Annotated in this window: 25 protein-coding genes; 14 read left to right on the forward strand and 11 right to left on the reverse strand. The window is 68.0% G+C overall.

Annotated features, from left to right (window positions below; all coding sequences use genetic code 11):
- Nucleotides 1–58: 58 nt before the first annotated feature.
- The 4 genes from ACNJ7K_RS24840 to ACNJ7K_RS24855 all read right to left on the reverse strand — a co-directional run bounded on the left by ACNJ7K_RS24840 (nucleotide 59) and on the right by ACNJ7K_RS24855 (nucleotide 3,583).
- On the reverse strand, nucleotides 59–982 hold the full coding sequence (locus ACNJ7K_RS24840; RefSeq protein WP_268654650.1) for a PaaI family thioesterase: 924 nt from the start codon (nucleotides 980–982) through the stop codon (nucleotides 59–61).
- Nucleotides 983–1,059: 77 nt separating this feature from the next.
- Entirely contained in the window at nucleotides 1,060–1,671 is a 612-nt protein-coding gene (locus tag ACNJ7K_RS24845) for a DUF1707 SHOCT-like domain-containing protein (RefSeq protein WP_159417459.1), read from the reverse strand.
- A gap of 53 nt (nucleotides 1,672–1,724) precedes the next feature.
- Nucleotides 1,725–2,381 carry a response regulator gene (locus ACNJ7K_RS24850; RefSeq protein WP_159417460.1) on the reverse strand — a complete coding sequence of 219 codons (657 nt, stop codon included), beginning with the start codon at nucleotides 2,379–2,381 and terminating at the stop codon, nucleotides 1,725–1,727.
- A complete protein-coding gene (locus tag ACNJ7K_RS24855; RefSeq protein ID WP_268654647.1) occupies nucleotides 2,378–3,583 on the reverse strand; it encodes a sensor histidine kinase in 1,206 nt (401 codons plus the stop codon). Before ACNJ7K_RS24855 ends, ACNJ7K_RS24850 begins: the two co-directional genes overlap by 4 nt.
- A gap of 116 nt (nucleotides 3,584–3,699) precedes the next feature.
- On the opposite strand from ACNJ7K_RS24855, the gene ACNJ7K_RS24860 reads away from it, so the two are divergent.
- Nucleotides 3,700–4,233 carry a hypothetical protein gene (locus ACNJ7K_RS24860; protein WP_487042375.1) on the forward strand — a complete coding sequence of 178 codons (534 nt, stop codon included), beginning with the start codon at nucleotides 3,700–3,702 and terminating at the stop codon, nucleotides 4,231–4,233.
- Between the two features lie 117 nt (nucleotides 4,234–4,350).
- The gene (locus ACNJ7K_RS24865; RefSeq protein WP_230790547.1) at nucleotides 4,351–4,809 is read left to right on the forward strand and encodes a VOC family protein; all 459 of its coding nucleotides are present in this window, start codon (nucleotides 4,351–4,353) and stop codon (nucleotides 4,807–4,809) included.
- Between the two features lie 9 nt (nucleotides 4,810–4,818).
- Here ACNJ7K_RS24865 and ACNJ7K_RS24870 read toward each other — a convergent pair whose 3' ends face one another.
- A complete protein-coding gene (locus tag ACNJ7K_RS24870) occupies nucleotides 4,819–5,838 on the reverse strand; it encodes a sigma-70 family RNA polymerase sigma factor (protein WP_019290822.1) in 1,020 nt (339 codons plus the stop codon).
- A 186-nt stretch (nucleotides 5,839–6,024) separates the two neighbouring features.
- Between ACNJ7K_RS24870 and ACNJ7K_RS24875 the strand changes: the two genes are divergently transcribed.
- The 7 genes from ACNJ7K_RS24875 (at nucleotide 6,025) to ACNJ7K_RS24905 (ending at nucleotide 13,934) form a co-directional block, all read left to right on the forward strand.
- Nucleotides 6,025–7,461, forward strand: coding sequence for an ABC1 kinase family protein (locus tag ACNJ7K_RS24875; RefSeq protein WP_268655789.1), 1,437 nt, complete (start codon nucleotides 6,025–6,027; stop codon nucleotides 7,459–7,461).
- A gap of 111 nt (nucleotides 7,462–7,572) precedes the next feature.
- On the forward strand, nucleotides 7,573–8,382 hold the full coding sequence (locus ACNJ7K_RS24880) for a crotonase/enoyl-CoA hydratase family protein (RefSeq protein WP_120280454.1): 810 nt from the start codon (nucleotides 7,573–7,575) through the stop codon (nucleotides 8,380–8,382).
- 39 nt (nucleotides 8,383–8,421) lie between these two features.
- Nucleotides 8,422–9,579 carry an acyl-CoA dehydrogenase family protein gene (locus ACNJ7K_RS24885; protein WP_120280453.1) on the forward strand — a complete coding sequence of 386 codons (1,158 nt, stop codon included), beginning with the start codon at nucleotides 8,422–8,424 and terminating at the stop codon, nucleotides 9,577–9,579.
- Between the two features lie 2 nt (nucleotides 9,580–9,581).
- Nucleotides 9,582–11,150 (forward strand): acyl-CoA synthetase, encoded by a 1,569-nt coding sequence (locus tag ACNJ7K_RS24890; protein ID WP_230790549.1) that lies wholly within the window; start codon nucleotides 9,582–9,584, stop codon nucleotides 11,148–11,150.
- Nucleotides 11,147–11,755: a TetR/AcrR family transcriptional regulator gene (locus ACNJ7K_RS24895; RefSeq protein WP_225623649.1), complete on the forward strand. Its 609-nt coding sequence runs from the start codon at nucleotides 11,147–11,149 to the stop codon at nucleotides 11,753–11,755. The genes ACNJ7K_RS24890 and ACNJ7K_RS24895 overlap by 4 nt, the downstream gene beginning before the upstream one ends.
- A complete protein-coding gene (locus ACNJ7K_RS24900) occupies nucleotides 11,752–12,897 on the forward strand; it encodes an acyl-CoA dehydrogenase family protein (RefSeq protein ID WP_159417464.1) in 1,146 nt (381 codons plus the stop codon). The genes ACNJ7K_RS24895 and ACNJ7K_RS24900 overlap by 4 nt, the downstream gene beginning before the upstream one ends.
- Nucleotides 12,894–13,934 carry an acyl-CoA dehydrogenase family protein gene (locus ACNJ7K_RS24905; RefSeq protein WP_268654639.1) on the forward strand — a complete coding sequence of 347 codons (1,041 nt, stop codon included), beginning with the start codon at nucleotides 12,894–12,896 and terminating at the stop codon, nucleotides 13,932–13,934. The genes ACNJ7K_RS24900 and ACNJ7K_RS24905 overlap by 4 nt, the downstream gene beginning before the upstream one ends.
- An 18-nt stretch (nucleotides 13,935–13,952) precedes the next feature.
- On the opposite strand, the gene ACNJ7K_RS24910 is transcribed toward ACNJ7K_RS24905, so the two are convergent.
- Complete coding sequence (locus ACNJ7K_RS24910) at nucleotides 13,953–14,375, reverse strand: STAS domain-containing protein (protein ID WP_268654638.1); 423 nt, start codon at nucleotides 14,373–14,375, stop codon at nucleotides 13,953–13,955.
- Between the two features lie 316 nt (nucleotides 14,376–14,691).
- On the opposite strand from ACNJ7K_RS24910, the gene ACNJ7K_RS24915 reads away from it, so the two are divergent.
- A complete protein-coding gene (locus tag ACNJ7K_RS24915) occupies nucleotides 14,692–15,918 on the forward strand; it encodes an EAL domain-containing protein (RefSeq protein ID WP_268654637.1) in 1,227 nt (408 codons plus the stop codon).
- Nucleotides 15,919–15,933: 15 nt separating this feature from the next.
- On the opposite strand, the gene ACNJ7K_RS24920 is transcribed toward ACNJ7K_RS24915, so the two are convergent.
- From ACNJ7K_RS24920 to ACNJ7K_RS24930, 3 genes are all read right to left on the reverse strand, one after another.
- Entirely contained in the window at nucleotides 15,934–16,995 is a 1,062-nt protein-coding gene (locus ACNJ7K_RS24920) for a DICT sensory domain-containing protein (RefSeq protein ID WP_487042376.1), read from the reverse strand.
- Between the two features lie 134 nt (nucleotides 16,996–17,129).
- Entirely contained in the window at nucleotides 17,130–17,906 is a 777-nt protein-coding gene (locus tag ACNJ7K_RS24925) for a CoA-transferase subunit beta (RefSeq protein ID WP_487042377.1), read from the reverse strand.
- Nucleotides 17,903–18,820 (reverse strand): CoA transferase subunit A, encoded by a 918-nt coding sequence (locus tag ACNJ7K_RS24930; RefSeq protein ID WP_120280444.1) that lies wholly within the window; start codon nucleotides 18,818–18,820, stop codon nucleotides 17,903–17,905. The genes ACNJ7K_RS24925 and ACNJ7K_RS24930 overlap by 4 nt, the downstream gene beginning before the upstream one ends.
- Nucleotides 18,821–18,891: 71 nt before the next feature.
- Here ACNJ7K_RS24930 and ACNJ7K_RS24935 point away from each other — a divergent pair, with 71 nt between their 5' ends.
- Complete coding sequence (locus ACNJ7K_RS24935; protein WP_487042378.1) at nucleotides 18,892–19,788, forward strand: LysR family transcriptional regulator; 897 nt, start codon at nucleotides 18,892–18,894, stop codon at nucleotides 19,786–19,788.
- A 52-nt stretch (nucleotides 19,789–19,840) separates the two neighbouring features.
- Here ACNJ7K_RS24935 and ACNJ7K_RS24940 read toward each other — a convergent pair whose 3' ends face one another.
- Complete coding sequence (locus ACNJ7K_RS24940; protein WP_487042379.1) at nucleotides 19,841–21,274, reverse strand: MFS transporter; 1,434 nt, start codon at nucleotides 21,272–21,274, stop codon at nucleotides 19,841–19,843.
- A 205-nt stretch (nucleotides 21,275–21,479) separates the two neighbouring features.
- Between ACNJ7K_RS24940 and ACNJ7K_RS24945 the strand changes: the two genes are divergently transcribed.
- Together ACNJ7K_RS24945 and ACNJ7K_RS24950 are read left to right on the forward strand one after the other, a co-directional pair.
- Nucleotides 21,480–22,700 carry a CaiB/BaiF CoA transferase family protein gene (locus ACNJ7K_RS24945; protein WP_487042380.1) on the forward strand — a complete coding sequence of 407 codons (1,221 nt, stop codon included), beginning with the start codon at nucleotides 21,480–21,482 and terminating at the stop codon, nucleotides 22,698–22,700.
- A 202-nt stretch (nucleotides 22,701–22,902) separates the two neighbouring features.
- A complete protein-coding gene (locus ACNJ7K_RS24950) occupies nucleotides 22,903–23,178 on the forward strand; it encodes a WhiB family transcriptional regulator (RefSeq protein ID WP_301951975.1) in 276 nt (91 codons plus the stop codon).
- 5 nt (nucleotides 23,179–23,183) lie between these two features.
- Here ACNJ7K_RS24950 and ACNJ7K_RS24955 read toward each other — a convergent pair whose 3' ends face one another.
- Entirely contained in the window at nucleotides 23,184–23,876 is a 693-nt protein-coding gene (locus tag ACNJ7K_RS24955; RefSeq protein ID WP_016692368.1) for an SDR family NAD(P)-dependent oxidoreductase, read from the reverse strand.
- A gap of 215 nt (nucleotides 23,877–24,091) precedes the next feature.
- Between ACNJ7K_RS24955 and ACNJ7K_RS24960 the strand changes: the two genes are divergently transcribed.
- The gene (locus ACNJ7K_RS24960) at nucleotides 24,092–24,805 is read left to right on the forward strand and encodes a dienelactone hydrolase family protein (protein WP_487042381.1); all 714 of its coding nucleotides are present in this window, start codon (nucleotides 24,092–24,094) and stop codon (nucleotides 24,803–24,805) included.
- Nucleotides 24,806–24,845 lie beyond the last annotated feature (40 nt).

The raw sequence follows: 24,845 nt of genomic DNA on the forward strand, positions 1-24,845 counted from the left end.
CGTGCGTCCGGACGCTCGAGGCACGGTGCGAGAAGGCTGGGAGATTCCTGCGAACCCGTTACGCGCGGGGGAACAGCTGGACGTTGGCGTGCGCGCGCACGTAGACGGTGCCATCGGCGGCGCACAGCGTCGTCTCGAAGGACGCGAGTCGCCGTCCGGCCCGCACCGCTTCGGACCGCAGTTCGATGACCGGCCCGGGGACGGCAGGCGAGCGGAGATAGTCGAGGCCGATCTCCAGCACGCGATAGTCCTGATCGATGCCGGTCAGCGTCTGCGCGGCCAGGCCGGTGACTGCCTCCGCCATCGACACGAGCACACCGCCCTGCACCGAACCGATCACGTTGGCCATCCACTCGCACGGCGACACGCGGGCCTGCACGGCACCGCGCTCGGCAGCCGTCACCTCGAGTCCGAGCAGACCGGCGAGCGGGCCCCGCGGAAGTGTCCCGGTGGAGATGCCCGTGACGATGTCGAGGCCGGGCAGTTCGGCCAGGATCGCGGCATCCGACCACAGTTCCGGCTCGCCCCGCTCCGGCACGGCCTCCGACGTCTCGGCGCCGTGGTCCATCGGGGCGCGCCCGACAACGATCGAGCGGCCGACCAGGTGCGCGACGAGAACACCCTCCTCGTCGCGCACGTCGGTGCCCGACACGGCGGTGGACTCGTCGAAGAACAGGCTGCTGCCGTGACCGACGAGGGTCCCCGAGACGGGGAAGGGGTGGGCGAGCGTCGCCGTCACGTGCGACAGCACGCCCTGCGGTCGCTCACCGGTCTCCGCGAACCGCGCGATGCCGGCGGGTGCGCCCGCGGCGACGTCGGTGAAGACGCCGATGGAAGCGAGCGTGGTCTGCCCGCGGTGGTCGAACAGGTGCGATCCGACGGACTGGGTGACCGAGACCGACGCGTCGTCGGCGACCTCGATTCCGACACCCATGAAACGACCCGGACGGTCGACGGTGAACTGTGCGGTCTCGATTGCCATTCCTTGCTTCTACCAGGAACAGCGCAGCGGGGAGCAGTCGGGGAGCGGTTCGCCCCGGTTCGCGGTCGCCCGTCGCTTCAACTTCGGGGCGTCTCCGGACCGCGACGACCCTCGAGTTCCCGGATCCTCTTCGACGCCTCCTCGAGCCGCTTCTTCCGTTCGGCGGCCTCCGACTTCTTGAGCTCCTCGTAGACCTTCTCGTCGTCGTCGCTGTACTTCAGGATCAACCGCGGAACGCTGAGCGTGACGATCAGCGACGGCCACACGATCCACGCGTAGCTCCAGTCGAGAGCGATCTGCAGGACGAGGAAGGTCACGAGCGTGACGCCGATGATGATCCAGTCCAGCGTCTCGACCATGCTGCCGCGTTCGCGGAGCGAGGCCAGTTCGTCCTCCGGGGACTGGGATGCCGCCGCAGGGGAGCTGTCGTGGCGGACCGCCGGCGCGGAGGAGTCGTGGATCATCCGGATGTGACCGTCGACCTGTTCGAGAGGAACACCGCCGGGCAGTCCCCGGAACGACGGGAGCAACGCCGAAAACGTTCGCGCCGAAGATATCTCCCCGGATCGTTCGTAGAACTCGACGCTGTCGAGCCGGCCCGCGGCGTAGTGTTCGCCGAGTGCGTTCAACGCGTGCATGCGTTCGGCGTCGCTGAGCAGCAGGTCGTCGTGATCGGAAGTGCCGGTCATTTCTTTTCCCGCGCTTTCGGAGTCGGTTGTCGAATCCTGGTGCATCCCCGATCCTAGAGCTGATGATCGGGCATGTCCCGGGCGAGGATGGCCGCCTGGATCCGCGATTGCAGCCCGAGTTTGTGGAGCACCCGGGCGACGTGCGTCTTCGCCGTGTTCTCACCGATCCCGAGACGGGTGGCGATCTGGCGGTTGGACAATCCCTCGCCCAGACACGCGAAGACCTCCTGTTCGCGCGCGGTGAGAGCATCGAAATCCGGCCCGTTCGTAACACCTTCCCGCCGAGCGGATTTCGAGACGAATGCGTCGATGACGGTTCGTGTGACCTGCGGTGAGAGCACGGACTCCCCGGAGTGCACCGCCCGGATCGCGTCGAGCATGGCATCCGCCGAGGCGGTCTTGAGGAGATATCCGGCCGCCCCGGCACGAAGGCTCTCGAAGACGTATTCGTCGATCTCGAAACTCGTCAGCACCAGCACCCGGGCACTCGTCTCCTCGGTGATGGTGCGGGTCGCGGCGATCCCGTCGACATGCGGCATGCGGATGTCCATGAGAACGACATCCGGGGCGAGCGCGCGGACCTGCGACACCGCGACGGCGCCGTCGGCGGCCTCGCCCACCACCTCGATGTCCTCGCTCGTGTCGAGCAGGAGCCGCAGACCCGCGCGGATGGCGCTGTGGTCGTCGGCGAGCAACACCCTGATCGTCACGTCGTCCTCCTGTTCGCGAGCGGCAGTTGCACGTATGTCCTCCATTCGTTCCCGTCGCGACCGGAGCGGGCGTGCCCGCCCACCGCGGCGGCGCGTTCGGCGATGTTGCGCAGGCCGTGCCCGGCGCCGCGGGCCGGTGACGGGTCTGGGGTGTCCGGGTCGTCGATCGGGTTCACCACCTCGATCCCGAGCCGGCCGTCGGTGTCGTCGAACCGAAGGGTCACCGGCCGTCCCGGTGCATGCTTGACCGCGTTCGTCAGGGTCTCCTGGACGATGCGGTAGGCCGTGAGATCGACCTCCGCGTCGAGGTCTGCGGGTGGACGACCGTCGATCCGGACGGAGGTGCCGGCGGCACGTGCGGAGGCGGTGAGCGGTTCGAGGTCGGCGAGGCGCCCCGCGGTGGTGATCTCGTCGTCGGTGTCGTCGCTGCGCAACAGGCGCACCATCGACTGCATCTCCTGGAGGGCGGCCACGCTGCCGGAGCGCACGGAGTCGAGCACGGTCAGTGCCCTGTCCGGGTCGGACTCGCGGAGGCGGAGTGCGGCCTCGCTCTGGATCGCGATCGACGACAGGTGCCCGGCCACGACGTCGTGCAGGTCGCGGGCCAGGCGCTGCCGCTCGGTGGTGATGGCGGCGCGACGGTCCAGTTCCGCGACCCGCGAGAGAGCCTCGGCGCGTGCCCGTTCGATGTCGGCGGCGTCCCGATGTATGCGGACGGATCGGGCCCACCAGATCGGGACGATGATCACGAGCGCGGCGATCGACACGGCCCACACGGCGATGCGCAGTTCTCCGAAGTACACGCCGAGCGCGACGGCGCCGACGACGATCGGGACAACAGGGGCGCGTTCGAGGAAGCGGCTGGTGCGTGCCGAGCCGAAGAGCGCTGCGGCGTACAGCAGGTCGCCGTATGCGATCCAGACCGGCAGCGAGGGGCCGACGACGAGGTCGACCAGTACCGGAACCGTGCCCAGCACGAGGGCGAGAAGCGGTCGCGTGCGGCGCATCGTCATCGGTGCGCACACGCAGGCGAGCAGAACGAGCCACACCCACAGCGGCTGCGGCGGGCGGTCCTCGACGAGCACACCGAGATCCAGGGCGTACAACAGCGCGCCGCCCGCGAAGTATGCGAGGGCGACGAGCAGGGAGTTGTACCGCGGGTTCACGAATCCCACTCGAATCTCGGATTCACGGTTGTCCACGGCAACGATTCGACCACAACCGGGGGATGATCAGGGTCGACGTCACCCGAAGTGATGAGGCATCTGCCGCCCATCGGGCGACGCGCGCGTGGGGAGGTGCGCGCGATTCTGAGGCCATGTTCAGCCACATCGCCGCTTTCATCGTCGGATGCGAGATCGCGTTCTGGGTCGTGCTCGCGGCCGGACTGGTGTTCCGGTATCTGCTCCGGCTCGGCAGGACGGGTGCGGTGCTGCTCGCCCTGATCCCGCTGATCGACGTCGTCCTGCTCGCGGCCGTCGCCGTGGATCTGCACAACGGGGCGGAGGTCGGCTGGGTCCATCGCGTGGCGGGTATCTATCTCGGTGTGAGTGTCGCCTTCGGACCGAGCGTCGTCCGGTGGGCCGACCGGCGATTCGCCTATCACTTCGCGGGTGGTGCGAAACCGGAACCCGCTCCGAAGAAAGGGCCGGAGGCCTTCCGCAAGGAATGTGCGGACTTCGGACGATGGCTGCTCGCGGCCGGGATCAGCGCGGCCGCCGTGCTCGGGCTCGGGTCGACCGTCGCGAACGGCGAGCAGGCCTCGGCGCTGTACGGAATCTTCCCCACCCTCGCCACGATCACGGTGATCTGGCTGATCACGGGCCCGGTCTGGGTGCTCGGCAAGCAGTGACGACCACACCGCGTCGAGAAATCTCGGGGTGCGCGATGAGTTCTCGCAGGGTGGCCGGTCTGTATCGGTGACACCCACACCGCGTCCCCGCGGGACGAACCGACCACAGGAGAAACCATGTCGCGCATGCTGTTCGTCAATCTCGCCGTCGAGAACATCACCGCCACCCGCGCATTCTTCGACAAGCTCGGATTCACGTTCGACGAGTCGTTCTGCGACGAGAACGCCGCCTGCCTGAAGATCAACGACCAGACCTACGTGATGCTGCTCGAGAAGCAGATGTTCCGGATGTTCACCAACGACGACATCTGCGACACCACGAAGGCCCGTGAGGTGCTGATGTGCGTATCGGCCGACAGTCGCGAAGGTGTCGACGCGCTCGTCGACGGCGCGATCGCGGCCGGCGGCACCGAATGGGTGACCACCGGGGCCGAGAAGGCGAAGGAGGACATGGGCGACTACGCGTACCAGCGGGCGTTCCGCGACCTCGACAACCACGTCTGGGAGGTCATGTGGATGGACATGACCGCCGCTCAGCAGGCCGACGTCACGGAAGCCGCGCCTGCCGAGGCGTGACCTTCGACGTCAGCGGGCTGCCGGGTCCTCCGGTAGCCCGAACCTGGCAAACAACGCCGTCGTGTCGTCGGAGAAGAAGACGGTGGCGTGCGTGACCCTACCGTCGACGATGTCGAGCACCTGCAGTTGGAAAGGGTGGTGGCGGCCGTCCTCCCCTCGCATGTACAGGCCGAAGGCCGGCTGGCCGTTGGCCACGGTGGGAAGCAGCACCTGGTCGCCGGGGCCCTTCGCGGGGCAGTTCTGCTTGATGAGGGTGACGATCGCCTCGGGGCCCTGGTACCAGCCTTCGAACGGCGGCATCTCCCAGACGGCGTCCTGGGTGAGCATCTCGACGAGCGAATCGATGTCGTACTTCTCGAAGCCGTCGACCCAGCGCTGCAGCAACGCCTTGGTCTCGGCGCTGTCGGGTTCGGCGAGGTCGTCGTCGCGGACCTGGGCGTCCTTCAGCTGCGCGCGTGCCCGCTGCAGGAGGCTGTTGACCGCCGCCGTCGACGTGTCGAGCGCGGCTGCGACCTCGGTGGCGCGCCACTGCAGGACCTCGCGGAGCAGCAGGACCGCGCGCTGGCGGGCGGACAGGTGCTGCAGAGCGGCGACGAACGCGAGGCGGACGGAATCGCGGGAGGCGGCGATGGTGGCGGGATCCGACGGATCGTCGGTGGCGTACCCGATGGGGAACGGCTCGAGCCACGGCACCTCGGGGCGGGTGACCAGATCGTCGGTGGGATCGGAACTGGGCGCGCCGAGCCCGGTGGGCAACGGCCGGCGACTGCGGCCTTCGAGCGCCGTCAGGCACACGTTGGTGGCGATCCGGTGCAGCCACGTGCGCAGTGAGGAGCGGCCGCCGAAGTTCTCGTAACCGCGCCAGGCGCGCAGATAGGTCTCCTGGACCAGATCTTCCGCATCGTGCAGCGACCCGCTCATGCGATAACAGTGGGCGAGCAGTTCGCGACGGAACGGCTCGGCGAGTTCCATGAAATCGGTCGACGTCGATGTCGAACCGGCAGATTCTTCGAGCAGTTGTTCGGTCATGAGCGCGATACCCCCGGCTGGTCGGACCCGAATCCGCTACCCGTCAGAGAGTAGTCGGGGGCACCGACAGAAGACAGATGATCGCCGGGTCTCGATCGGGGCGCCGGATGCAGGTACCGTGCACGAAGTCGCGCCGAGGTGAGCGTGTGGTGGACGGAGTGGGGACAGGTCGTGCACGAGTACACGCTGCGCGAAGGCGTATCCGGAGCGCAGGGGCACAGCAGGCCCGAGCGCAACGGGCCCGTCGGCCCCTTCGCCGACGGACTTCCACCCGGTGCCCTGGACGTCGAGCGGCCTCCGCTCGACCGGTTCGGGCCGGCCGAGCTCGGACGGGCAGTGGTCGTCGCCGTCGTCCTGATCACCTTCGTGGTGTGGGCGGTGCTGCGGTGGACCGTCCGGCCCCGGCAGCACAGCGTCGTCGAAGCGGCCGCGCACGGCACCGTCGACGCCTTCGAACATCTCGGGCCGACCTTCGTGAAGCTGGGCCAGCTCATCGCGTCGTCGCCCGGACTGTTCCCCGTGGCCCTCGCCGACGCGTGCCTGCGCATGCTCGACGACGTGCCGACCTTCCCTTCCGAGCAGGCCCGCGCGGTGATCGAGCAGGATCTCGGACACCGCATCGACGAGATGTTCGAGTCGTTCGACGACGTGCCGCTCGCCGCGGCGTCCGTCGCCCAGGTGCACGGGTGCGTGCTGCGCGACGGCCGTCGGGCCGTGGTGAAGGTGCAGCGGCCGGGGATCGCGCACCGCATGCTCGTCGATCTGCGCGCCGCCTACATGGGCGCGAAGCTGCTGCAGCTCTTCGAGTTCTTCCGTATCGCGAACACTCCGGGGATCATCCGCGATCTCTACAACGCGACGATGACCGAGCTCAACGCGGCGGTCGAAGCGGATCGTCAGGATCGCTTCCGCCGCAACATCTCCGCGTTCGGCGACAACGCCTATGTCACGGTGCCCGAGGTGTACTGGCAGTGGTGCGGTCCGCGGGTGATCTGCATGGAGCGCCTGCAGGGCAAGCCCGTCGACCGGGTGGTGCCGGGACAGGACGAGCTCGACACCTCCCTGCTCGTGCGCCGCGGGGTGAAGGTGTGGATGGAGGCGGTGCTCTGTCACGGTCCGTTCCACGGCGACGTGCACGCGGGCAATCTCTGGCTGCTCGACGACGGACGTGTCGCGCTGCTCGACTTCGGCATCGTCGGCGAACTGCCCGAGAAGTGGCGCGCGCTGCTGCGGGCGTTGTTCCGTGCCGCGTTGCTCGATGGGGACTTCACGGCGGTCGCGCAGAGTGTGCGGGCGCTCGGTGTCGCCGCCGACCTCGACGTCGACGACGCGGCGGTCGGCCGGCAGGTGGCGGAGATCTTCGGTCCGCTGCTCGGTCAGGACGTGGGGGAGTTGCGGCTCAGCGAGCTGATCGGTGCGCTCGTCTCGCTCGGACGCAAGTGGAACACGTCGACTCCCGAGGAGCTCGTGTTGTTCGGGAAGCAGCTCGGATATTTCGAGCGCTATGCGACCGCGCTGGCGCCGGGCTGGGTGCTCGGCCGTGATCCCTTCGTCTTCCGGAACATCTTCCCGGACGAGGTAGCCATAAGAATCGCCGAATCGAACGTGAGCCTCCCCGACTGAGGCACGAGCCCGTTGGGTCTTTACAGAATCCGACGCGCCCCGTAATTTGAACGATCGTTCGACCTAATTATGGTGCGAGCCACACTGGCTACCGGAAGGACCGCGACCGCAATGGCAACTTCGCAGGACGTCGTACTGAGCACGCGCGACGGAAACGTCGTGACCTGGACGATCAACCTTCCGGAGGCGCGCAACCCGATCTCGGGTGACGACGTCGTCGACCGTCTCGTCGAGCTCGTCGAGGAGGCCAACCGCGACATCGACACCCGCGTCGTCATCCTCACCGGCGCCGGATCGGCCTTCTCCGCCGGCGGCAACGTCAAGGACATGGACGAGCGTCGCGGCATGTTCGGCGGCGCACCCCACGCCCTGCGCGAGGGTTACCGCCGCGGCATCCAGCGCCTGCCCCGGGCCATCTACCACTGCGAGGTCCCGATCATCGCCGCGGTCAACGGACCCGCCGTGGGCGCCGGCTGCGACCTCGCGATGATGTGCGACATGCGGATCGCCTCGTCGAAGGCGTTCTTCGCGGAGAGCTTCGTCAAGCTCGGCATCATCCCCGGCGATGGCGGTGCCTGGCTGCTGCCGCGCGCCGTCGGTGCCGCGCGCGCCGCCGAGATGGCCTTCACCGGCGACCGCGTCGACGCCGCGACCGCTCTCGACTGGGGCATGGTCTCGCAGGTCGTCGAACCCGAGCAGCTCCTCGACGCCGCGAACGCGCTCGCCGCCCGCGTCGCCGTCAACCCCCCGAACGCACTGCGCATGACGAAGAAGCTGCTGCGCGAGGGCCAGCGCGTCGATCTCGACACGCTCCTCGAACTGTCGGCCTCCCTCCAGGCGCTCTCGCACCACAGCGAGGACCACCGCGAAGCCCTCTCGGCGTTCCTCGAACGACGCACCGGCAACTTCACCGGTAACTGACCTTCCCCTCTCCTTCCCCCACACCCCGGAGGACAAGCCATGCAGCGGACGATCTTCACCGAAGAACACGATCAGTTCCGGAAGATGGTGCGCGACTTCATCGAACGTGAGGTCGCGCCGCATCGCGAGGAATGGGACGAGATGGGTCGCCCGCCCCGCGAATTCTTCCGCCGGCTGGGCGAACTCGGCATCCTGGGAATCCAGGTCCCCGAGGAGTACGGCGGAGGCGGCGAGTCCAGCTTCAAGTTCAACACGATCGTCTTCGAAGAGGTTGCGCGCGCTGGAGTCTCGTTCGGCTCCTACACGGTGCACGCCTGCCTGATCCTGCCCTACCTGCTCGAATACGCGACCGAGGAGCAGAAGCAGCGCTGGCTGCCCGGCTTCGCCGACGGCTCGATCATGACCGCGATCGCGATGACCGAGCCCGGCACCGGCTCGGACCTCGCCAACATCGCGACCTCGGCGAAGCTGTCCGAGGACGGCAAGCACTACATCATCAACGGCGCGAAGACCTTCATCACCGGCGGCGTCACCGCCGACCTCATCCTCACGGTCTGCCGCACCAGCCCGTTCGATCCCGAGAACCGCCGCGGCGGCCTGTCGATCATCGCGGTGCCCACCGACAGCGAGGGCTTCGCGGTGGGCCGCAAGCTCGACAAGATCGGCCTGCACCAGCAGGACACCGCCGAACTGTCGTACACCGACGTGAAGGTGCCGGTCGAGAACCTCCTCGGCGAGGAAGGCGCGGGCTTCGGGTACCTCACCCACAACCTGCCGCAGGAGCGTCTGAGCATCGCCCTGAACCAGGTCGGCTTCGCCGAGGCCGCCATCGCGCACGCGATCGCCTACACCAAGGAACGCAAGGTGTTCGGCAAGCCGGTCGCGTCGTTCCAGAACACCAAGTTCGTGCTCGCCGAGTGCTCGGCCGAGACCCAGGCCGCGCGTGTCTACGTCGACCACTGCCTCGAACTGCTCGACCGCAAGGAACTCACGGTCGCCGACGCGGCCCGCGCGAAGCTGTTCTGCACCGAGGTCTCCGGTCGCGTCATCGACAAGTGTCTGCAGCTGCACGGCGGCTACGGTTACATCACCGAGTACCCGATCGCCCGGCTGTACGCCGACACCCGCGTGACCCGGATCTACGGTGGCACCAGCGAGGTCATGAAGACGATCATCTCCAAGGACCTGGGGCTGTAGGGATGTACCCGGGCCGTTACGCCGCCGTCGCCCCGGACCGGCCCGCCGTGCACGAGGCCGCGACCGGACGGACGCTCACCTATCGGGAACTCGAGGACGCGTCCGTCCGGTTCGCGCACTGGCTGCGCGCACACGACGTCGGGAAGGGCGACCACATCGCGGTCGTCACCGTCAACGACGCCACGGCATTCGAATTGTACTGGGGTGCAGTTCGATCGGGCGTCTACGTCACCTTCGTCAACACGCACCTCGCTCCCGTCGAGGCCGCGTACATCGTCGACGACTGCGACGCGAAGGTGCTCGTCGTCTCGGCGCCTCTCGCCGAACTCGCCGAGGCGATCGCGCCGCTCACCCCGAAGGTGACGCACCGCGTCGCCTTCGGGGGAGAGGTGCCCGGACATCTCGTGTACGAGGAGGAGGTGGCGGGTCTTCCCGTCACCCCGATGGCCGATCAGCCGCGGGGCAGCGACATGCTGTACTCCTCCGGCACCACCGGTCGCCCCAAGGGCATCAAGCCCGCTCTCTCCGGTGCCCAGGTCGGTGACGAGCCCGGTCCTCCGCTGCTGAAGCAGGTGCGCCGCTTCGGTTTCGACGAGAACACCGTCTACCTGTCACCGGCACCGATCTACCACGCCGCGCCCTTGCGGTACGGCGTGTCGACGCAGGCACTCGGTGGCACGGTCGTGCTCATGGAGCGGTTCGACCCCGAGCACAGTCTCGCGTGCATCGAACGCTATCGCGTGACCCACAGCCAGTGGGTGCCCACGCATTTCGTGCGCCTGCTGAAACTGCCCCGCGCGGTCCGGGAGCGCTACGACCTGTCGTCGATGCGGTGCGCACTGCATTCGGCGGCGCCGTGCCCGGTCGAGGTCAAGCAGGAACTCATGCGGTGGTGGGGCGAGATCGTCTACGAGTACTATTCCGCGACCGAGGCGATCGGCAATACTCTCGTTACCCCGCAGGAATGGCTCGACAAACCTGGAACGGTCGGGAAGACCGGCGGCCCGGGCACACTCGGGCTGGCGCGGATCTGCGACGAGAACGGCAACCGGCTGCCCACGGGGGAGATCGGCACCGTCTACTTCGAGCGGGACGACTTCTCGTTCGAGTACCACAAGGATCCGGAGAAAACGGCATCCACCAGGCACCCCTTCGAGGGTAACTGGTACACGACCGGAGACATCGGATATCTCGACGAGGACGATTACCTGTTCCTCACCGGGCGCGACAAGTTCACGATCATCTCGGGTGGGGTGAACATCTACCCGCAGGAGATCGAGAACGTCCTCGCGCTGCACCCGTCGATCGCGGATGTCGCGGTGGTCGGTGTGCCGGACGCGGACCGCGGTGAACGCGTCGAAGCGTTCGTGCAGCTCGTTCCCGATGTGGACGGATCCGACGAGCTCGAGGACGGCATCATCGGGTTCTGCCGGGAACGCCTCTCGCGTTTCAAGTGCCCCCGGCACGTGCGGTTCGTCGACGAACTGCCGCGCACGCCGACGGGCAAGATGGTCAAGGGCACGCTCGGCGAGCTGATCGCGCAGTACGCCGATACCGGAGCGGTGTCGTGAGAGTGCTGTCGCCGAAACAGCGCGTCTTCATCGAGGCGGGCCGGAAGGAATTCGTGCGCAACGGATACGGCTCGTCGTCGATCCGGACGATCGCGCAGGAAGCCGGCGTGAGCCTGTCCGCCCTGTACTACCACTACAAGAACAAACAGGATCTGCTGTTGGCGATCCTGCTCGACGGCGTCGACACCTACGACGCGGTCTGCGACGCCGAACTCGCCCGCGCCGGCGACGATCCGGTCGAGCAGATCCGCGCGTTCGTCAAGGGGAACGTCATCTTCCGCACGCAGTTCCCCGAGCAGGGTCGCATGATCGCGACGGAGGTGCGCAACCTCGAACCCGAGGGTGCGCGACTGTACGAGGAGCGTCGGCGCGACGGCCGGAGGCGGATCCGCGACATCATCGATCGCGGTGTCGCACAAGGCGTCTTCACTACGAAGTATCCCGACGACTGCCGTCGATCGATCCTGGCGATGGTCTCGGCGATCGCCAACTGGTACGACCCCGCTGGCCCGGACGGCCCGGACGAGATCGCCGAACGCTACGCGGACCTGTCGCTGGCGCTGCTGTGTCCCACCATCACCGGTGGAGAAGGAGATTCACGATGAGTGCACGACTCGTGCCGAGGGCGGGCACCCCCGACCCGGCACTGACGGAACTCCGTGCCGAGGTACGGGCGTTCCTGAAGGAACAGATCGACGAGGGCGTGTTCACCCCGGGCATCGACACCTGGCTGACGCGATGGAACCCCGAGTTCACGCGCGCGCTCGCCGCTCGCGGCTGGGTCGGCATGACGATCCCCGTCGAGTACGGCGGACACGGACGAACCTTCATGGAGCGCTTCGTCGTCACCGAGGAGCTGCTCGCGGTGGGCGCGCCGGTCGCCGCCCAGTGGGTTGCCGACCGTCAGGCCGCACCGTCGCTGCTCAAGTACGGCACCGAGGAGCAGAAGAAGCGGTTCCTGCCGGGCATCGCGGCCGGTGAGATCTGCTGGGCCATCGGCATGTCCGAGCCCGACTCCGGATCCGACCTCGCGAGCGTCAAGACGAAGGCCACGCAGGTGGACGGTGGGTGGCGGATCTCCGGCACCAAGCTGTGGACGTCCGGGGCGCACCACGCCGACGCCTTCTTCGGCCTCGCGCGTTCCGCACCGCTCGATCCGGCACACCGCCACGACGGGCTGAGCCAGTTCATCGTGCTGCTCGACTCCCCGGGCGTGACCATCCGCCCGATCCTGTCGATGTCCGGTGACCACCACTTCAACGAGGTGCTGCTCGACGACGTCTTCGTCCCGGACGACCTGGTGCTCGGACAGATCGGTGCCGGCTGGGAACAGGTGACGAGCGAGCTCGGCTACGAGCGCAGCGGTCCCGAGCGTTTCCTGTCGACCTTCGGGATACTCGAATCCCTCGTGCACGGTGTGGCCGACGGCAGCGTCGAGGCGGACACCCGCATCGGAGCGACCATCGGGCGCATGGCGGGCCTGCACCGCATGTCCACCGCGGTCTCCGAGTCCCTCGAACGCGGCGAGAACGCCGAACTCGCGGCGTCGGTCGTGAAGGTGCTCGGCACGAAGACCGAGGGTGATCTGGCAGATCTCGCCGATGAGATCGCGGGATACACCGCGGCCGACAACCATCTGGCCGAGCTCGTCCGGGCAGGTGTCATGCAACGACCGGGCTTCACACTGCGCGGCGGCACGAGCGAGATCCTCCGCGGGGTCATCGCACGAGGATTGGGGATGAGATGAGCGGACAGGACGCACTGCAGTCGACGGAACTACGCGACTTCGCACAGATGCTGTCCGAGGTGTTCACCTCGGGTGACGACCATCGGATCGGTGAGGTCGTCGAACTCGATCGTGCCCTGTGGAGCACCCTCACCGAGCTCGGCCTCGATCGGCTCACCGGTTCGGAGGAGAGCGGCGGAAGCGGCGCGGGATGGCTCGAGGCCGCCCTGCTGCTCGAAGCCGCCGGCAGCGCCGCTGCTGCCGTGCCGGTCGCCGAGAACGATCTGCTCGCGGGCTGGCTCCTCGACCAGGCGGGCCTCGATGCGGCGCCGGCCGTGCGCACTGCCGCGGTGCTCGACGCCGACGGCCGCGCGCGCCACGTGCCGTGGGCCCGGTTCGCGGATTCGATCGTCGTGCTGTGGCAGTCGCCGCAGGGATGGCGGGTCGCCGATGTCGCGCGCGACGACGTCGAGATCGTCGAGGCCGTGAACCTGGCGGCGGAGCCCCGCGATCACGTGCGTGTCGACCTGTCGGCACTGTCGGGACGCGACGTTCCGGCGGGCACCGCCGACGAGTTCCGCTACCGGGGCGCGCTCGTCCGCGCACTGGCCACCGCGGGCGCGATGGATCGGATCCTCGAGCTCGTCGTCGACCACACCACAGCACGCGTGCAGTTCGGTCGTCCGCTGGGCAAGTTCCAGGCGGTGCAGGCGCTCGTCGCCGATATCGCCACCGAGGCCTCGCTCGTGCACGCCGCCGCGGATGGCGCAGTCGATGCCGTTCTCGCCGGAGGTTTCGGTGACGCGTCGACCCGCTTCGCGATCGCAGCGGCCGCGTCGTGCGCCGGACATGCGGCCTCGGTCGTCGCCCGCAACGCGCATCAGGCGCTCGGCGCGATCGGCTTCACGATGGAACACGAGCTGCATCGGCACGCCAACCGGATCCTGTCGTGGCGCAGCGAATTCGGCACGGTCGCGTCGTGGGATTCCGAACTGCTCGCCGCGGCCGGCGAGGCGGGGGACGTGTGGGCGTTGATCACGGGCGGCCCCACCCGCTGACGGGCATTCGTCGCCGTATCAGGCGGCGGACGCGCTCCCCACGAGGTCGGCTTCGGTGCGGTCGGTGACGTCGAGGTCGGGAGCGAGGATGTCGAGCAGCATGCGCACCTGACGTGTGGGTGCGACGACGTGGAAACGGCCGGGCCGGATGTGATCGGCATCGGCGAGTGTCGAGGCGACCTCGGAGTACATGAAGGTCACCTCGGACAGGTCGACGACGACGTGATCGCCCGAGTGTGCGAGGTCGCCGAGAGTGGAGGCGAACTCCGCTCGGGCGGTCATGTCGAGATCGCCCTTCGCCCGCAGGACACTGCAGCGACGGGACGGCGAGTGGACGTCGAGGCGGTAGCGCGGCGCTCGGGCGACGGTCGCTGCACCGGCTCGTGAGAGTGCCCCGGTGTCGGTGATGATCCTGCGGGTGGTGCTCGTACGTGTGCTCATTGCGGTCTCCTGTCGGCGTGGATTCGTGCCGTCCGGTGCGGGCTGGATCATGAGCAGGCGGTCGGCCTGCTGTGGTCATCAGCAGGCGGTCGGCCTGCCGTGGTCACGGTGGGAAGTGGGTCGCGGTGAGAACTCGCCTCGGGCTTGCACAGAGCCTGTCCGACGGAGGTCGCTTCCCGACGACCCGTCCGGTAACGGAACGGTAACGCAAAATCACGGTTCGATAACGCATCCGTCTGAACTGCGGAAATGTCCTATGTCTCGACTCCGTCGGCCCGAGCGGATGATCGGTGCCCGGAGATGGGATGCTGGATCCATGAGCGCTGTTCCTGCCGACGCTGCCGCCGACGCGGAGGCCGCGTTCGGCGGCCTCACCGTGGAGACGGAGCTCGCCCCCATCCACCGGCTCGGCAGCGGTGCGCTGTCCGCCGTCGAATTGCAACTGCGTGGTCCGGAAGGATCATCGTTGCACGACGCCACCGCGCTCAGCGAGGCCGCCCGGGCCATGCACCAGAAGTCGGAGCTGGACCGCATCAAATGGCGCAGGGCCGGCCGGCACGCCGAGTCGGCCGTGCCGCATCTGGTCACCCTCGATCTCGATTCCCTCGATGAACTCGGCGCGCTCGATGACCGCCGGAGCCCGACGACGGTCGTGCTCATCACCGAACAGGCGCTGATCGCCGCCCCTGCCAGGACGCTGCGCACCATCGCGGCGGCGCGCACCGCCGGCATGCTCGTCGCGGTGGACGGTGTGGGAGCGCGTGCCCAGGCCCTCGCGCTGCTGCCGCTCGTCGAACCGGATGTGATCATCACGTCGCCGGCCCTGATCGCGCGTGCGGCCGACGCCTCGACGGCGAGGATCGCGCACGCCGTCGCCGCGTACACCGAATCCAGCAGCGCGGTCGTCATCGCGCAGGGTGTCGATTCGGAACTGCATCGCCGCCGCGCTCTGGGATTGGCCGCCGAATACGGAATGGGCGCGCTGTATCCGGCAGTCGGATCGACCGGGGATACCGCACAAGCGGATTCGGATGTCGAACCGATGTCGCTGCGTCCGCGACCGGCCGTTCCGGACGACCCCGAACTCACCCCCTTCGTTCTGGCGTCCGAAGGACGCAGGCGCACACGTAGTTTCAAGCGACTTCTGGTATCGATGAGCAAGCTGCTCGAGACCAACGCGGTGGGAGCCGGACCGGAGACGATCGTGCTCGGCACCTTCCAGCGCGCTGAGCACTTCACCCCGACCTCCCGGGCACGATGGGCGCAGCTCGCCGAGCAGGTCGCCTACACCGGGGTCTACGGCGTCGGAATCGATCCCTACGTCGACTCCGCGGTACACCACGCGCCGTTGGACCCGAACGATCCGATGGTCGACGAATGGAACGTCGTCGTCCTCGGCCCGCACTTCGCGTGCGTGCTCGCCGCGCTCGACATGCACACCGACGCAGCGGATCTCGACCGAGAGTTCCACTACGTGCTGTCCTACGACCGCGGCACCGTGATCCGGTGCGCCCACAGCATCCTGGCGCGCTTCGAGGGGTGACCCGCGGGGAGCGGCTCAGGACGACGGTGGGATCTCCACGGGTACCGGTCGTGGACGGGACAGGGTCGCGCGCGCCGCGCGGGCGACGGCCTCCCGGTCGTAGGAGACGACGTACTCGAACTCCCGCTCGCCGCCGGCCGTTCGACGGTGCAGGTCGAGGGCCGAGAGTGCGCACGCGAACGACTCTCCCAGGAGGATGACGTTCCACTCGTCGACGAGGGGATCGTGCGGCTCGATCGGGACGAGGTCCGGGCCCGAGGCGCTCGTGCCGAAGCCGACCGCGAAGACCGCGACGTGCGCGAGGGTGTCGGCCATCGACATCCATCGCCTGCGTGCGGCTCCCGTGAAGTGGTCGTGGTGCTGGAAGGTGCCGAGGGCGACCGTGTCGGGGCCGGACTCCCCGGCTCGCGCCTCGAGGTCGGCGCTCATGGACACGAGCAGACCCTTGCCGCTCCGCACGCGTTCCCGCCCGGCAGACAGGATACGGAAGGGCGTGGCGGTCGCATCGTCGAGCGGTGCGCTCCAGGTGGGTTCACGGAACAACCCACCGCGCGGCGAGGAAGGATCGGCCTTGCCCTCCACAGTGTGTAGTGCTGCACCGCAACCGAAGCCGATGCCGTGGGCGAGGGCCGCCTCGCGATGCAGGTCGGAGTCGACGCCCTCGGCGAGAACGACCGAGTTCGTGCGCTCGCAGTGGGCCCGCAACGACAGCAGGGTCGTGGCGGCCCGCACATCGGATGCGACGAGTGCCTCGGCCGGTACCAGGACCACCTCCGGTTCCACCAGGGCCAGGACCACCGTGGCGCGCGACGCCGATTCCGCGATGCGTACCGCCACGGCGAATCCGCGCTCGCGCACGGCCGCGATCCCGCGCAGGACCGTCGCGGGATCGGCGAACACCTCGTGCTCGTCGACCAGTGCGACGGCAGCGCGACCGGCCACCGACCCACGCGCGAGTTCGGGCAAGGGCATCAGGATGGGGACGCCCCGATCCGCGCCGGAGTCCGCCACGGTCGACGGCATCACGGCCGCGACGACCGTGCCGTCCACGAGGTCGTGGATCGCGCTCGCGTGCATGACGTGCCGCCTTCCCGCATCACGCGGCGGTCCGTCCGCCGAGCATCACGCCGGACGCGCGCAGGCTCGCAGAATCTAGGGCGTCGTCCGTTGCGGACATCCTGCCAGCCGCCACGTCGGTCACGTCGACGGGATCACCGCAGATACAGGCGGACCTTGTCGATCTCGTTGCGCAGCAGGTCGATCTCCTCGGCGGGGGGGTCCTCGGTCAGCGTCAGTTCGTCGGAGATCTTCAGATCCCAGCCGGTCGCGGCGCGGACCTGGTCGACGGTGACACCGCGGTGGATGCTGGTCAGTTCGAGTTCGTCGAAGGGGTCCTGCCGCGACAGCACGCCCAGGCTGGTGAACACCTTCGTCACCCCGCGGCCGCGGGGCATGATGCCGACGCCGGCCTCGCGGGCGCGCACCGGGCTCGGGGTGGTGCAGAAGTCCAGTTCGGCGGGGAAGGCGCTCGGATCGTGGCGTCGCATGATCACGAACACCTCGCCGGCGTTGGGCATGATCTCGACGGCTCCGCCGCCGCCCGGCAGACGCACGGTGGGCTTGTCCCAGTCGCCGATGATGCTGGTGTTGAGGCTGCCGTAGCGGTCGATCTGCGCCGCACCGAGGAAGCCGACGTCGACGTTGCCGCCTTGCAGCACGTACCCGAACAGCGACGCCATGGACACCACGGATTCGGCGCCGGAGACCACGACGGAGTCGGCGATGCCCTCGGCCATCGCCTCGGGGTGCGCACCGCAGACCCCGGACTCGTAGACCAGCTCGACGTCGGGGTTCGAGGTGCGGGCGGCGAGGTCGACGGCGAGGGTGGGCAGACCCACCCCGGCGAAGACCCGGGCCTTGCCGGCCAGGGCCCGCGCAGCGACGGAGACGATCAGTTCGGTGGTGGAGAAGGTTTCGGTGGCAATCACTTACGGCTCCCGTAGTCGACGGTCCCGGAGGGGCGCGGCGCGACCTCGAGGTCGGCCCAGTACTCCTCGCCCAGTTTCTCGAGGTATTCGGCGTGATCGGCGGTGGTGAGGACCCATTCCTTCAACCAGGTGCGCAGCTGCTGGGGGTCCTTGCTGATCGCGGTCCAGCGGCGGTAGAAAGCGCAGTCGCGGTCGTAGTAGCCCTGCGCGTAGGAGGGGTGCGCTCCGCGCGGGCTCAGCACCACCGCGTCCACCGCGTGCGAGGGGACGAGGGTGCGGCTGGGATCGGAGCGGATGACGTCGTCGTCGACGATCTCCTCGACCACCACGATGGCCTTCTTCGCGGCGTAGACCGCTTCCTGCTGCACACCGGCGATGCCCCAGATCTGGACGTTGCCGGAGCGGTCGGCGCGCTGGGCGTGGATGATCGTCACGTCCGGGTTCAGTGGAGGCACGACGTAGACGCTGCCACCGCCGAAGGGGTCCTCGACGAGCCGGATGTTCGGGTTGATCTTCGGCAGGTCGCTGCCGGCATACGAGCGCAGCGGGAAGAAGGGCAGCCCGGCCGCGCCGGCCTGGTAGCGGCAGACCATGCCGTAGTGGCTGTACTCCTCGACCTCGAGTGAGACGGGGTCGTGGTTCTCGATGCGCCGGCGGATCTCGTAGAGCGAACCGGCCGAGCCGCTGGCGAAGAACGAGGCGACGAGCTTCGAGACGCAGTCGGCGGCGATGAGCTGATCGGAGATGATGTCGGGGGTCATGCGGCACAACGTCAGCTCGCGCCTGCCCTGTCGGATGATCTCGTGCGCCGCCGCGAACGGGATGAGGTGCGAGAAACCCTCGAGGGCAACGGTCATGCCGTCCTCGACATAGGTGGCGATCGCCTCGCGCATGGTCATGAGTTTGTCCGGCATACCGGTCGTCCTCCGTGTGGTCGGTAATTCGGTGTCGGATATCAGGCGCCCGCAGGCGCAATAATCGACGGGTGGAGATCCAGCAGGTGAAGGCGTTCCTGGCGGTGGCGGAGGAACTGCATTTCGGTCGGGCGGCGCAACGGCTGCACATGGCCCAGCCGCCGCTCAGCCGCACGATCCGCAGACTCGAGAAGGAACTCGGCGCCGAACTCTTCGAACGCAACACCCGCAGCGTGCGGTTGACGGAGAGCGGTCGTGCGCTCGTGGAGCCGGCCCGGAACATCCTCGTCGCCTGCCGGCTCGCCGAGATGGCGGTGACCGCCGCGGGGTCGGGTCAGACCGGCAGGGTCCGTATCGGTTTCGCCGGTTCGTCCTCGCACTATCTCGTGGGCCGGTGGGCGAAGCTCGTGCGGCGCACCCATCCCGGTATCGAATTCGTGCTCGACAGTTCGGCGTACGCGAGCGAGGCGCTCAACAAGCTGGCCGCGGGCAAGCTCGACATCGGCATCGTGCGCCTGTTGTTCTTCCCGCCCGGGATCGCGTCGCGCGTCGTGGCTCGCGAGAACCTCGTCGTGGCGCTGCCCAAGGAACACCCGCTCGCCGACCGTGAGCAGGTCCGGCTCGAGGACCTCGCGAACGAGGCGTGGGTGATGCTGCCCGCCGAACCCGGATCGATGCTGCGCGAGCTGTTGCTCCGTCTCGCCCACGACGTCGGCTTCACACCCAGAATCGTTCAGAGCGCCCCGGATTCGCTGTCGCTGATCGCCCTGGTCTCGGCCGGGGTGGGATGCTCGATGACGGTCTCGTCGGTCGCGGCGAACGTCATCAACCCCGAAGTCGTGTTCGTTCCCCTCGCCGATCATCCCGAGCCGCTCGACGTGCGGCTCGTGTGGCGGGAGGACGACGACAGTGCCGCGCTGCGAGAGGTTCTCCGCCTCTCCGAGGAAGCACTGCCGACTCCGGAGTGACCGGAGCCGGCCGGCGACTGCGCCGGCCGGCCCCGAGTGTGAAGGATCCGTCCTAGGCATGGACGCGATCTCGTGGGGTGTCGTCGGAGCGAGGGGTGTCCTCGGCGCCCGGCGTGCGGCGGTCGCGCTCGGCCGCCTCCGACTGCTCGAGGGCGAGTTCGTCGGCGTCGGACTTCTCGGCGACCGAGGGTGCCTTCGGGTCGTATCCGGTGCGCTTGAGCAGTGCCAGGGTGCACACGAGGGAGACCGCTGCGTAGCAGGCCGCCGCGATGGCCACACCGGTGACGTCACCGGACGAGTTGAGCAGGTACTGGGCGAGCACCGGGGTGCCACCGCCGACGATCAGCGAGCACAGCTGGTAGGCGAGCGACAGGCCCGAGTAGCGGATGTTCGCAGGGAAGGCGCGGGCGAGGATGCCGGCGATCGCGCCGTAGAACATCGAGTGCGGAATCGTCGCGAGGCACATACCGATCACGGCGACCGCGAAGGTCTCGGTGCGGATCGCGAAGAACATCGCGGGCATGAGGAACAGCTCCGGGACGATCATCAGGAGCATTGCCTTGCGCATGTCGATCTTCGACACCAGCACGGCACCGAACGGTTGCACGATGAACTGCACGACGAGGGCGATCGCGATGATCGCGAGGAAGGTGCCGCGCTCGTAACCGAGTTCGCTCGTCGCCCACGACAGAGCGAAGGTGTTCTTGAAGTAGGTCACCTGGGCGAGGGGCAGTGCGCCGGCGCCGAGCAGGACCAGGACCCAGTGCTTGCGCAGCACTTCCTTGATCGGGAGCTTGACGGTCTTCTTGCGTGCCAGAACGGCTTTCATCGCGTCCGATTCCTCGAGCTTGAGGCGGATCACCATGCCGATGACGACGAGCACGCCCGAGAGCAGGAACGGGATGCGCCAGCCCCACATCATGAACTGCGGGGTGGGCAGCGCGGCGAGGAAGAAGAATGCCATCGTCGACAGCAGGTTGCCTGCGGGCGAACCCTGCTGCGCGAACGCCGAATACAGGATTCCCTTGCCCTTCGGGGCGTTCTCGCTGGCGATGAGGACGGCGCCGCCCCATTCGCCGCCGACTGCGACGCCCTGCACGATGCGCAGGAAGACCAGCAGGACCGGCGCCCACATCCCGATCTGCGCGTAGGTCGGGAGCAGGCCGATACCCACCGTCGCGATGCCCATCATGACGAGCGTGATCACGAGGGTGTTCTTGCGTCCGATGCGGTCACCGAGATGGCCGAAGATGACGCCGCCGAGCGGGCGGGCGAGGAAGCCGGCCCAGAGGGTGACGAACGCGAGGAGGGTCGCGACACCGCTCGAGAGTTCGTCCGAGAAGAAGATCTGGCCGAACACCAGCGCGGCGGCCGTGCCGTAGATGTAGAAGTCGTACCACTCGATGGTGGTGCCGATGAAGGACGCGATGCCGGCCTTGCGGGCCTTCTTCGCGATCTCCTGCTCGGTGGGTGTGGACGAACTCATGCGCCCTCCGTCTCTTACGCCCCCCGACGAGGCGGGTGGAATGTGGTCTGCGTCTCATCAGAGAGTGGCAGGGCTCGGCTTTCCCGTCCAATACCCAATGGAACGCAGATCGATACCTCAGAGGTATTACCGGGGAGTCGGTGTTCGGCCTGGTAGACATACAGCGACGCCGGACGGGAACCGCGGACGCGAAAGGACACACAGGGTGACGAGCGACGGAACCAATCGGAGCGAGGTGGAGGTTTCTGCAGGCCTGCCGCTGGAGGGCGTCACGGTGGTGAGTCTCGAGCAGGCGGTCGCCGCGCCCCTCGCGACGCGCCATCTCGCGGATCTCGGAGCCCGGGTCGTCAAGGTCGAACGCGTCGGCGACGGCGACTTCGCCCGTGCCTACGACAGTGCCGTGCAGGGACTGGCCGCCCACTTCGTGTGGCTCAACCGCGGCAAGGAGTCCTTCGCCGTGGACCTCAAATCGCCTGAGGGCATCGACGCGGTGAAGAAGCTGATCCGCGGCGCCGACGTCTTCCTGCAGAATCTCGCACCCGGCGCGGTGGAGCGTCTCGGACTCGGTGCCGACGAGCTGCGCGCCGACCACCCGGAACTGGTGGTGGTCAACATGTCGGGATACGGCACCGACGGGCCGATGCGCGACCGCAAGGCCTACGACATGCTCGTGCAGTCCGAGACCGGCCTGTGCTCGATCACCGGCACGCCCGAGACTGCGGTGAAGACGGGCATCCCCACCTCGGACATCGCCGCGGGCATGTACGCGCTCACCTCGATCCAGGCGGCGCTGCTGCGCCGGCACCGCACCGGCGTGGGCGCGACGATCGACGTGTCGATGTTCGACGCCACCGCCGAGTGGCTCGGCTACCCGATGTACCTGCAGATGTATCAGGGGCGCCAGGTGTCGCGGATGGGTCTGTCGCACACCTCGATCGCGCCGTACGACAAGTACCCCACCTCGGACGGCGAGATCCTCATCGGAGTGCAGAACGACCGGGGCTGGCGCACGCTCACCGATGTCCTCGGCATGCCCGAACTGGGCGACGATCCGCGCTACGCCACCAATCTCGAGCGGGTGCGTCGCCGCGAGGAGGTCGATGCGCTGGTCGGGCAGGCCACCAAGCAGTTCACGAGCGCAGAGCTCGACGAGAAACTCGCCGACGCCGGTGTGCCGGCTGCGCAGCTGCGGGATCTGCGCGGGCTCATCGAACACCCCCAGCTCGCGACGCGCGACCGCTGGCGTGAGGTGCAGACCGAGGCGGGTCCGGTGCGCGGCATCCTGCCACCGATGAACTTCCGCGACGTCGAACTGCCCATGGGTGCGGTTCCGGGTCTCGGTCAGCACACGGACACGGTGCTCGCCGATCTCGGGCTCACCGACGAGCAGATCGCGGGTCTGAAGAAGGCCGGCATCGTCGGCTGATCCGCCCTGTCCCGTCCGCTCATCAAATGTGCGGCCATAGCGTCCGGTACTTATAGGTATCCGAAGCGACTGGCATCGTCGATTCTGATGGATTTGTGCTGCTCAGCGATTGACGATCCCCGCCGGGTACCGAAAAATGGCCGTACAAATACTCGTTCGACGAGTGCGGGTCCGCGATGGCCCGATGGGCAAGGAGGCGGCGATGTACGGATCCGGCGACCGTGACTGGGTGGTCGCGGCGCGGTGCCGCGGGGTGGACACGTCGATGTTCTTCCCTCAGCCCGAGGACGGCCGCGGTGCGGTGCTCCGGGCCGAGCGGCAGGCGAAGGAGGTCTGTCGCTCCTGTCCGGTGATCGACGCGTGCCGAGCGCACGCCGTGCGCACCGGAGAGACGCACGGCGTGTGGGGCGGCATGAACTACGCCGAACGGCGAGCGTTCGAGCGCTCGATGAAACTCGGTCGCCTCCAGTCGGCCTGACGCTGTCAGCCGACGTTGGTGACGGGGATCAGGCCACCCGTGATGGAGGCACCCGCATCGGAGATCAGGAACTCGATGACCTTCGCGATGTCGGCCGGCTTCGACCAGCGGCTCGTGTCGGCGTCGGGCATCGCGGCGCGGTTGGCCGGGGTGTCGATGACGACCGGCAGCAGCGCGTTGACGCGGATGTGGTCGTCGCGGTACTCGAGCGCCATGGTCTCGACCAGGGCCGACACTGCGGCCTTGGAGGCGATGTAGGAGGCGCCGCCCGGGAAGGGGTTGAGCGTCGCGGCGGTGGAGATGCAGACGATCGATCCACCGCCGCGGCGGATCAGGTGGGGCAGTGCCGCCTGGCTGACGGAATAGGCGGTGCGCAGGTTGAGGTCGAGCTGGGAGTCGAGCACCTCGATGGGAGTCTCGTGCACCCGCGGTCCCGAGGTGAAGCCGCCGACGAGGTTGACGACGCCGAAGAGGGGGGCGTCGGGGTCGTCGCACGCCAGGTTCAGGGCGTCCTCGAGCTGTTGCTCGTCGGAGAGGTCGGCCTGGACGAGCTGGAGGTTCGGATGCGTGCCCACGCGCTCGAGCTCGTCACGGACCAGCCACGGCACCACGACCCGCCATCCGGTGTCGAGGAGATGTTTCGTCACGGCGCTGCCGAGGCCGCCGGTGCCACCACTGACCAATACGGTGCGAGCCATCTGCCTGTATCCCTTTCGAGCGAGCCGTCTGCTGCGCTCCGAGCGTCCGCCGGTGCGCGAGAGGAACGATACCGTAAAACGGAAATGATGTTCTCATTTTTTCGGTGGGTGGGACGGGCGGTCCCTGAGCTGCAGCGACGGGTGGATGCGCTGCCCGCTGAACGACTTCGTACGAAGATCATGACGAACAAACGACGCAAGTGGAAGGACGGTCGATGACCGACATCGAGGCAGAATTCGTTCACATCGCAGGTCTGCGCGCCTATCTGGCCAGACCGCTCGGCGGTGCCACCGGAGGAATGTTGTTGCTGCCCATGATCACCGGCATCGACGCCCAGGTCCGCGAGTACGCGCACGACATCGCCGGAACCGGTGTGACCGCGCTCGTCTGGGACCCCTGGCACGGACCGAGCGCCGACGACACCTCGCGCGAGGAGCTCATGGAGTTGATGCACGGTCTCGACGACGAGAAGTGCCTCGCGGAAATGGCGATCTTGCTCGACCACGCCTTCGGTGAACTACGCCTGGAGAAGGTCGGCGTGATCGGATGGTGCCTCGGCGGACGTCTCGCCCTGATCCTCGGCGCCCGCGACACGCGCGTCGCGAACGTCGTGGCCTACCACCCGTCGATCGCGGTGCCGCCCGCCCCGAACCACACGATCGACGCCGTCGAGCAGGCCGGTCGCGTCGCGGCACCCGTCATGGTGCTGCACGCCGGCGCCGACACGATCATGAGCGCCGAGACCTTCGCGGACCTACAGGCGACGCTGCAACAGCGCGGGACCGGCGCGACCATCACCCACGTCTACCCGGGTGCCGAACACGGCTTCTCCTCCCGCGGCCGGCACGGCAACCCCGTCAACGCCGACGCCTACGCCGTGTCGTGGCCCCAGACGCTGAGCTTCGTCGGGGACACCGTGAAGTCCTGACGTATTCGCTACAAAGTTGGCTTTCCGCTACGGAAATTCG

It is taken from the genome of Rhodococcus shunpengi (assembly GCF_048381395.1).
Classification (GTDB): Bacteria; Actinomycetota; Actinomycetes; order Mycobacteriales; family Mycobacteriaceae; genus Rhodococcus.

What these genes read in the sequence shown, in the direction of transcription:
- ACNJ7K_RS24840 (WP_268654650.1), bottom strand. Translation starts at nt 982, where the DNA reads ATGGCAATCGAGACCGCACAGTTCACCGTCGACCGTCCGGGTCGTTTC.
- ACNJ7K_RS24845 (WP_159417459.1), bottom strand. Translation starts at nt 1,671, where the DNA reads ATGACCGGCACTTCCGATCACGACGACCTGCTGCTCAGCGACGCCGAA.
- ACNJ7K_RS24860 (WP_487042375.1), top strand. Translation starts at nt 3,700, where the DNA reads ATGTTCAGCCACATCGCCGCTTTCATCGTCGGATGCGAGATCGCGTTC.
- ACNJ7K_RS24865 (WP_230790547.1), top strand. Translation starts at nt 4,351, where the DNA reads ATGTCGCGCATGCTGTTCGTCAATCTCGCCGTCGAGAACATCACCGCC.
- ACNJ7K_RS24870 (WP_019290822.1), bottom strand. Translation starts at nt 5,838, where the DNA reads ATGACCGAACAACTGCTCGAAGAATCTGCCGGTTCGACATCGACGTCG.
- ACNJ7K_RS24880 (WP_120280454.1), top strand. Translation starts at nt 7,573, where the DNA reads ATGGCAACTTCGCAGGACGTCGTACTGAGCACGCGCGACGGAAACGTC.
- ACNJ7K_RS24885 (WP_120280453.1), top strand. Translation starts at nt 8,422, where the DNA reads ATGCAGCGGACGATCTTCACCGAAGAACACGATCAGTTCCGGAAGATG.
- ACNJ7K_RS24890 (WP_230790549.1), top strand. Translation starts at nt 9,582, where the DNA reads ATGTACCCGGGCCGTTACGCCGCCGTCGCCCCGGACCGGCCCGCCGTG.
- ACNJ7K_RS24900 (WP_159417464.1), top strand. Translation starts at nt 11,752, where the DNA reads ATGAGTGCACGACTCGTGCCGAGGGCGGGCACCCCCGACCCGGCACTG.
- ACNJ7K_RS24905 (WP_268654639.1), top strand. Translation starts at nt 12,894, where the DNA reads ATGAGCGGACAGGACGCACTGCAGTCGACGGAACTACGCGACTTCGCA.
- ACNJ7K_RS24910 (WP_268654638.1), bottom strand. Translation starts at nt 14,375, where the DNA reads ATGAGCACACGTACGAGCACCACCCGCAGGATCATCACCGACACCGGG.
- ACNJ7K_RS24915 (WP_268654637.1), top strand. Translation starts at nt 14,692, where the DNA reads ATGAGCGCTGTTCCTGCCGACGCTGCCGCCGACGCGGAGGCCGCGTTC.
- ACNJ7K_RS24920 (WP_487042376.1), bottom strand. Translation starts at nt 16,995, where the DNA reads ATGCACGCGAGCGCGATCCACGACCTCGTGGACGGCACGGTCGTCGCG.
- ACNJ7K_RS24930 (WP_120280444.1), bottom strand. Translation starts at nt 18,820, where the DNA reads ATGCCGGACAAACTCATGACCATGCGCGAGGCGATCGCCACCTATGTC.
- ACNJ7K_RS24940 (WP_487042379.1), bottom strand. Translation starts at nt 21,274, where the DNA reads ATGAGTTCGTCCACACCCACCGAGCAGGAGATCGCGAAGAAGGCCCGC.
- ACNJ7K_RS24950 (WP_301951975.1), top strand. Translation starts at nt 22,903, where the DNA reads ATGTACGGATCCGGCGACCGTGACTGGGTGGTCGCGGCGCGGTGCCGC.
- ACNJ7K_RS24955 (WP_016692368.1), bottom strand. Translation starts at nt 23,876, where the DNA reads ATGGCTCGCACCGTATTGGTCAGTGGTGGCACCGGCGGCCTCGGCAGC.
- ACNJ7K_RS24960 (WP_487042381.1), top strand. Translation starts at nt 24,092, where the DNA reads ATGACCGACATCGAGGCAGAATTCGTTCACATCGCAGGTCTGCGCGCC.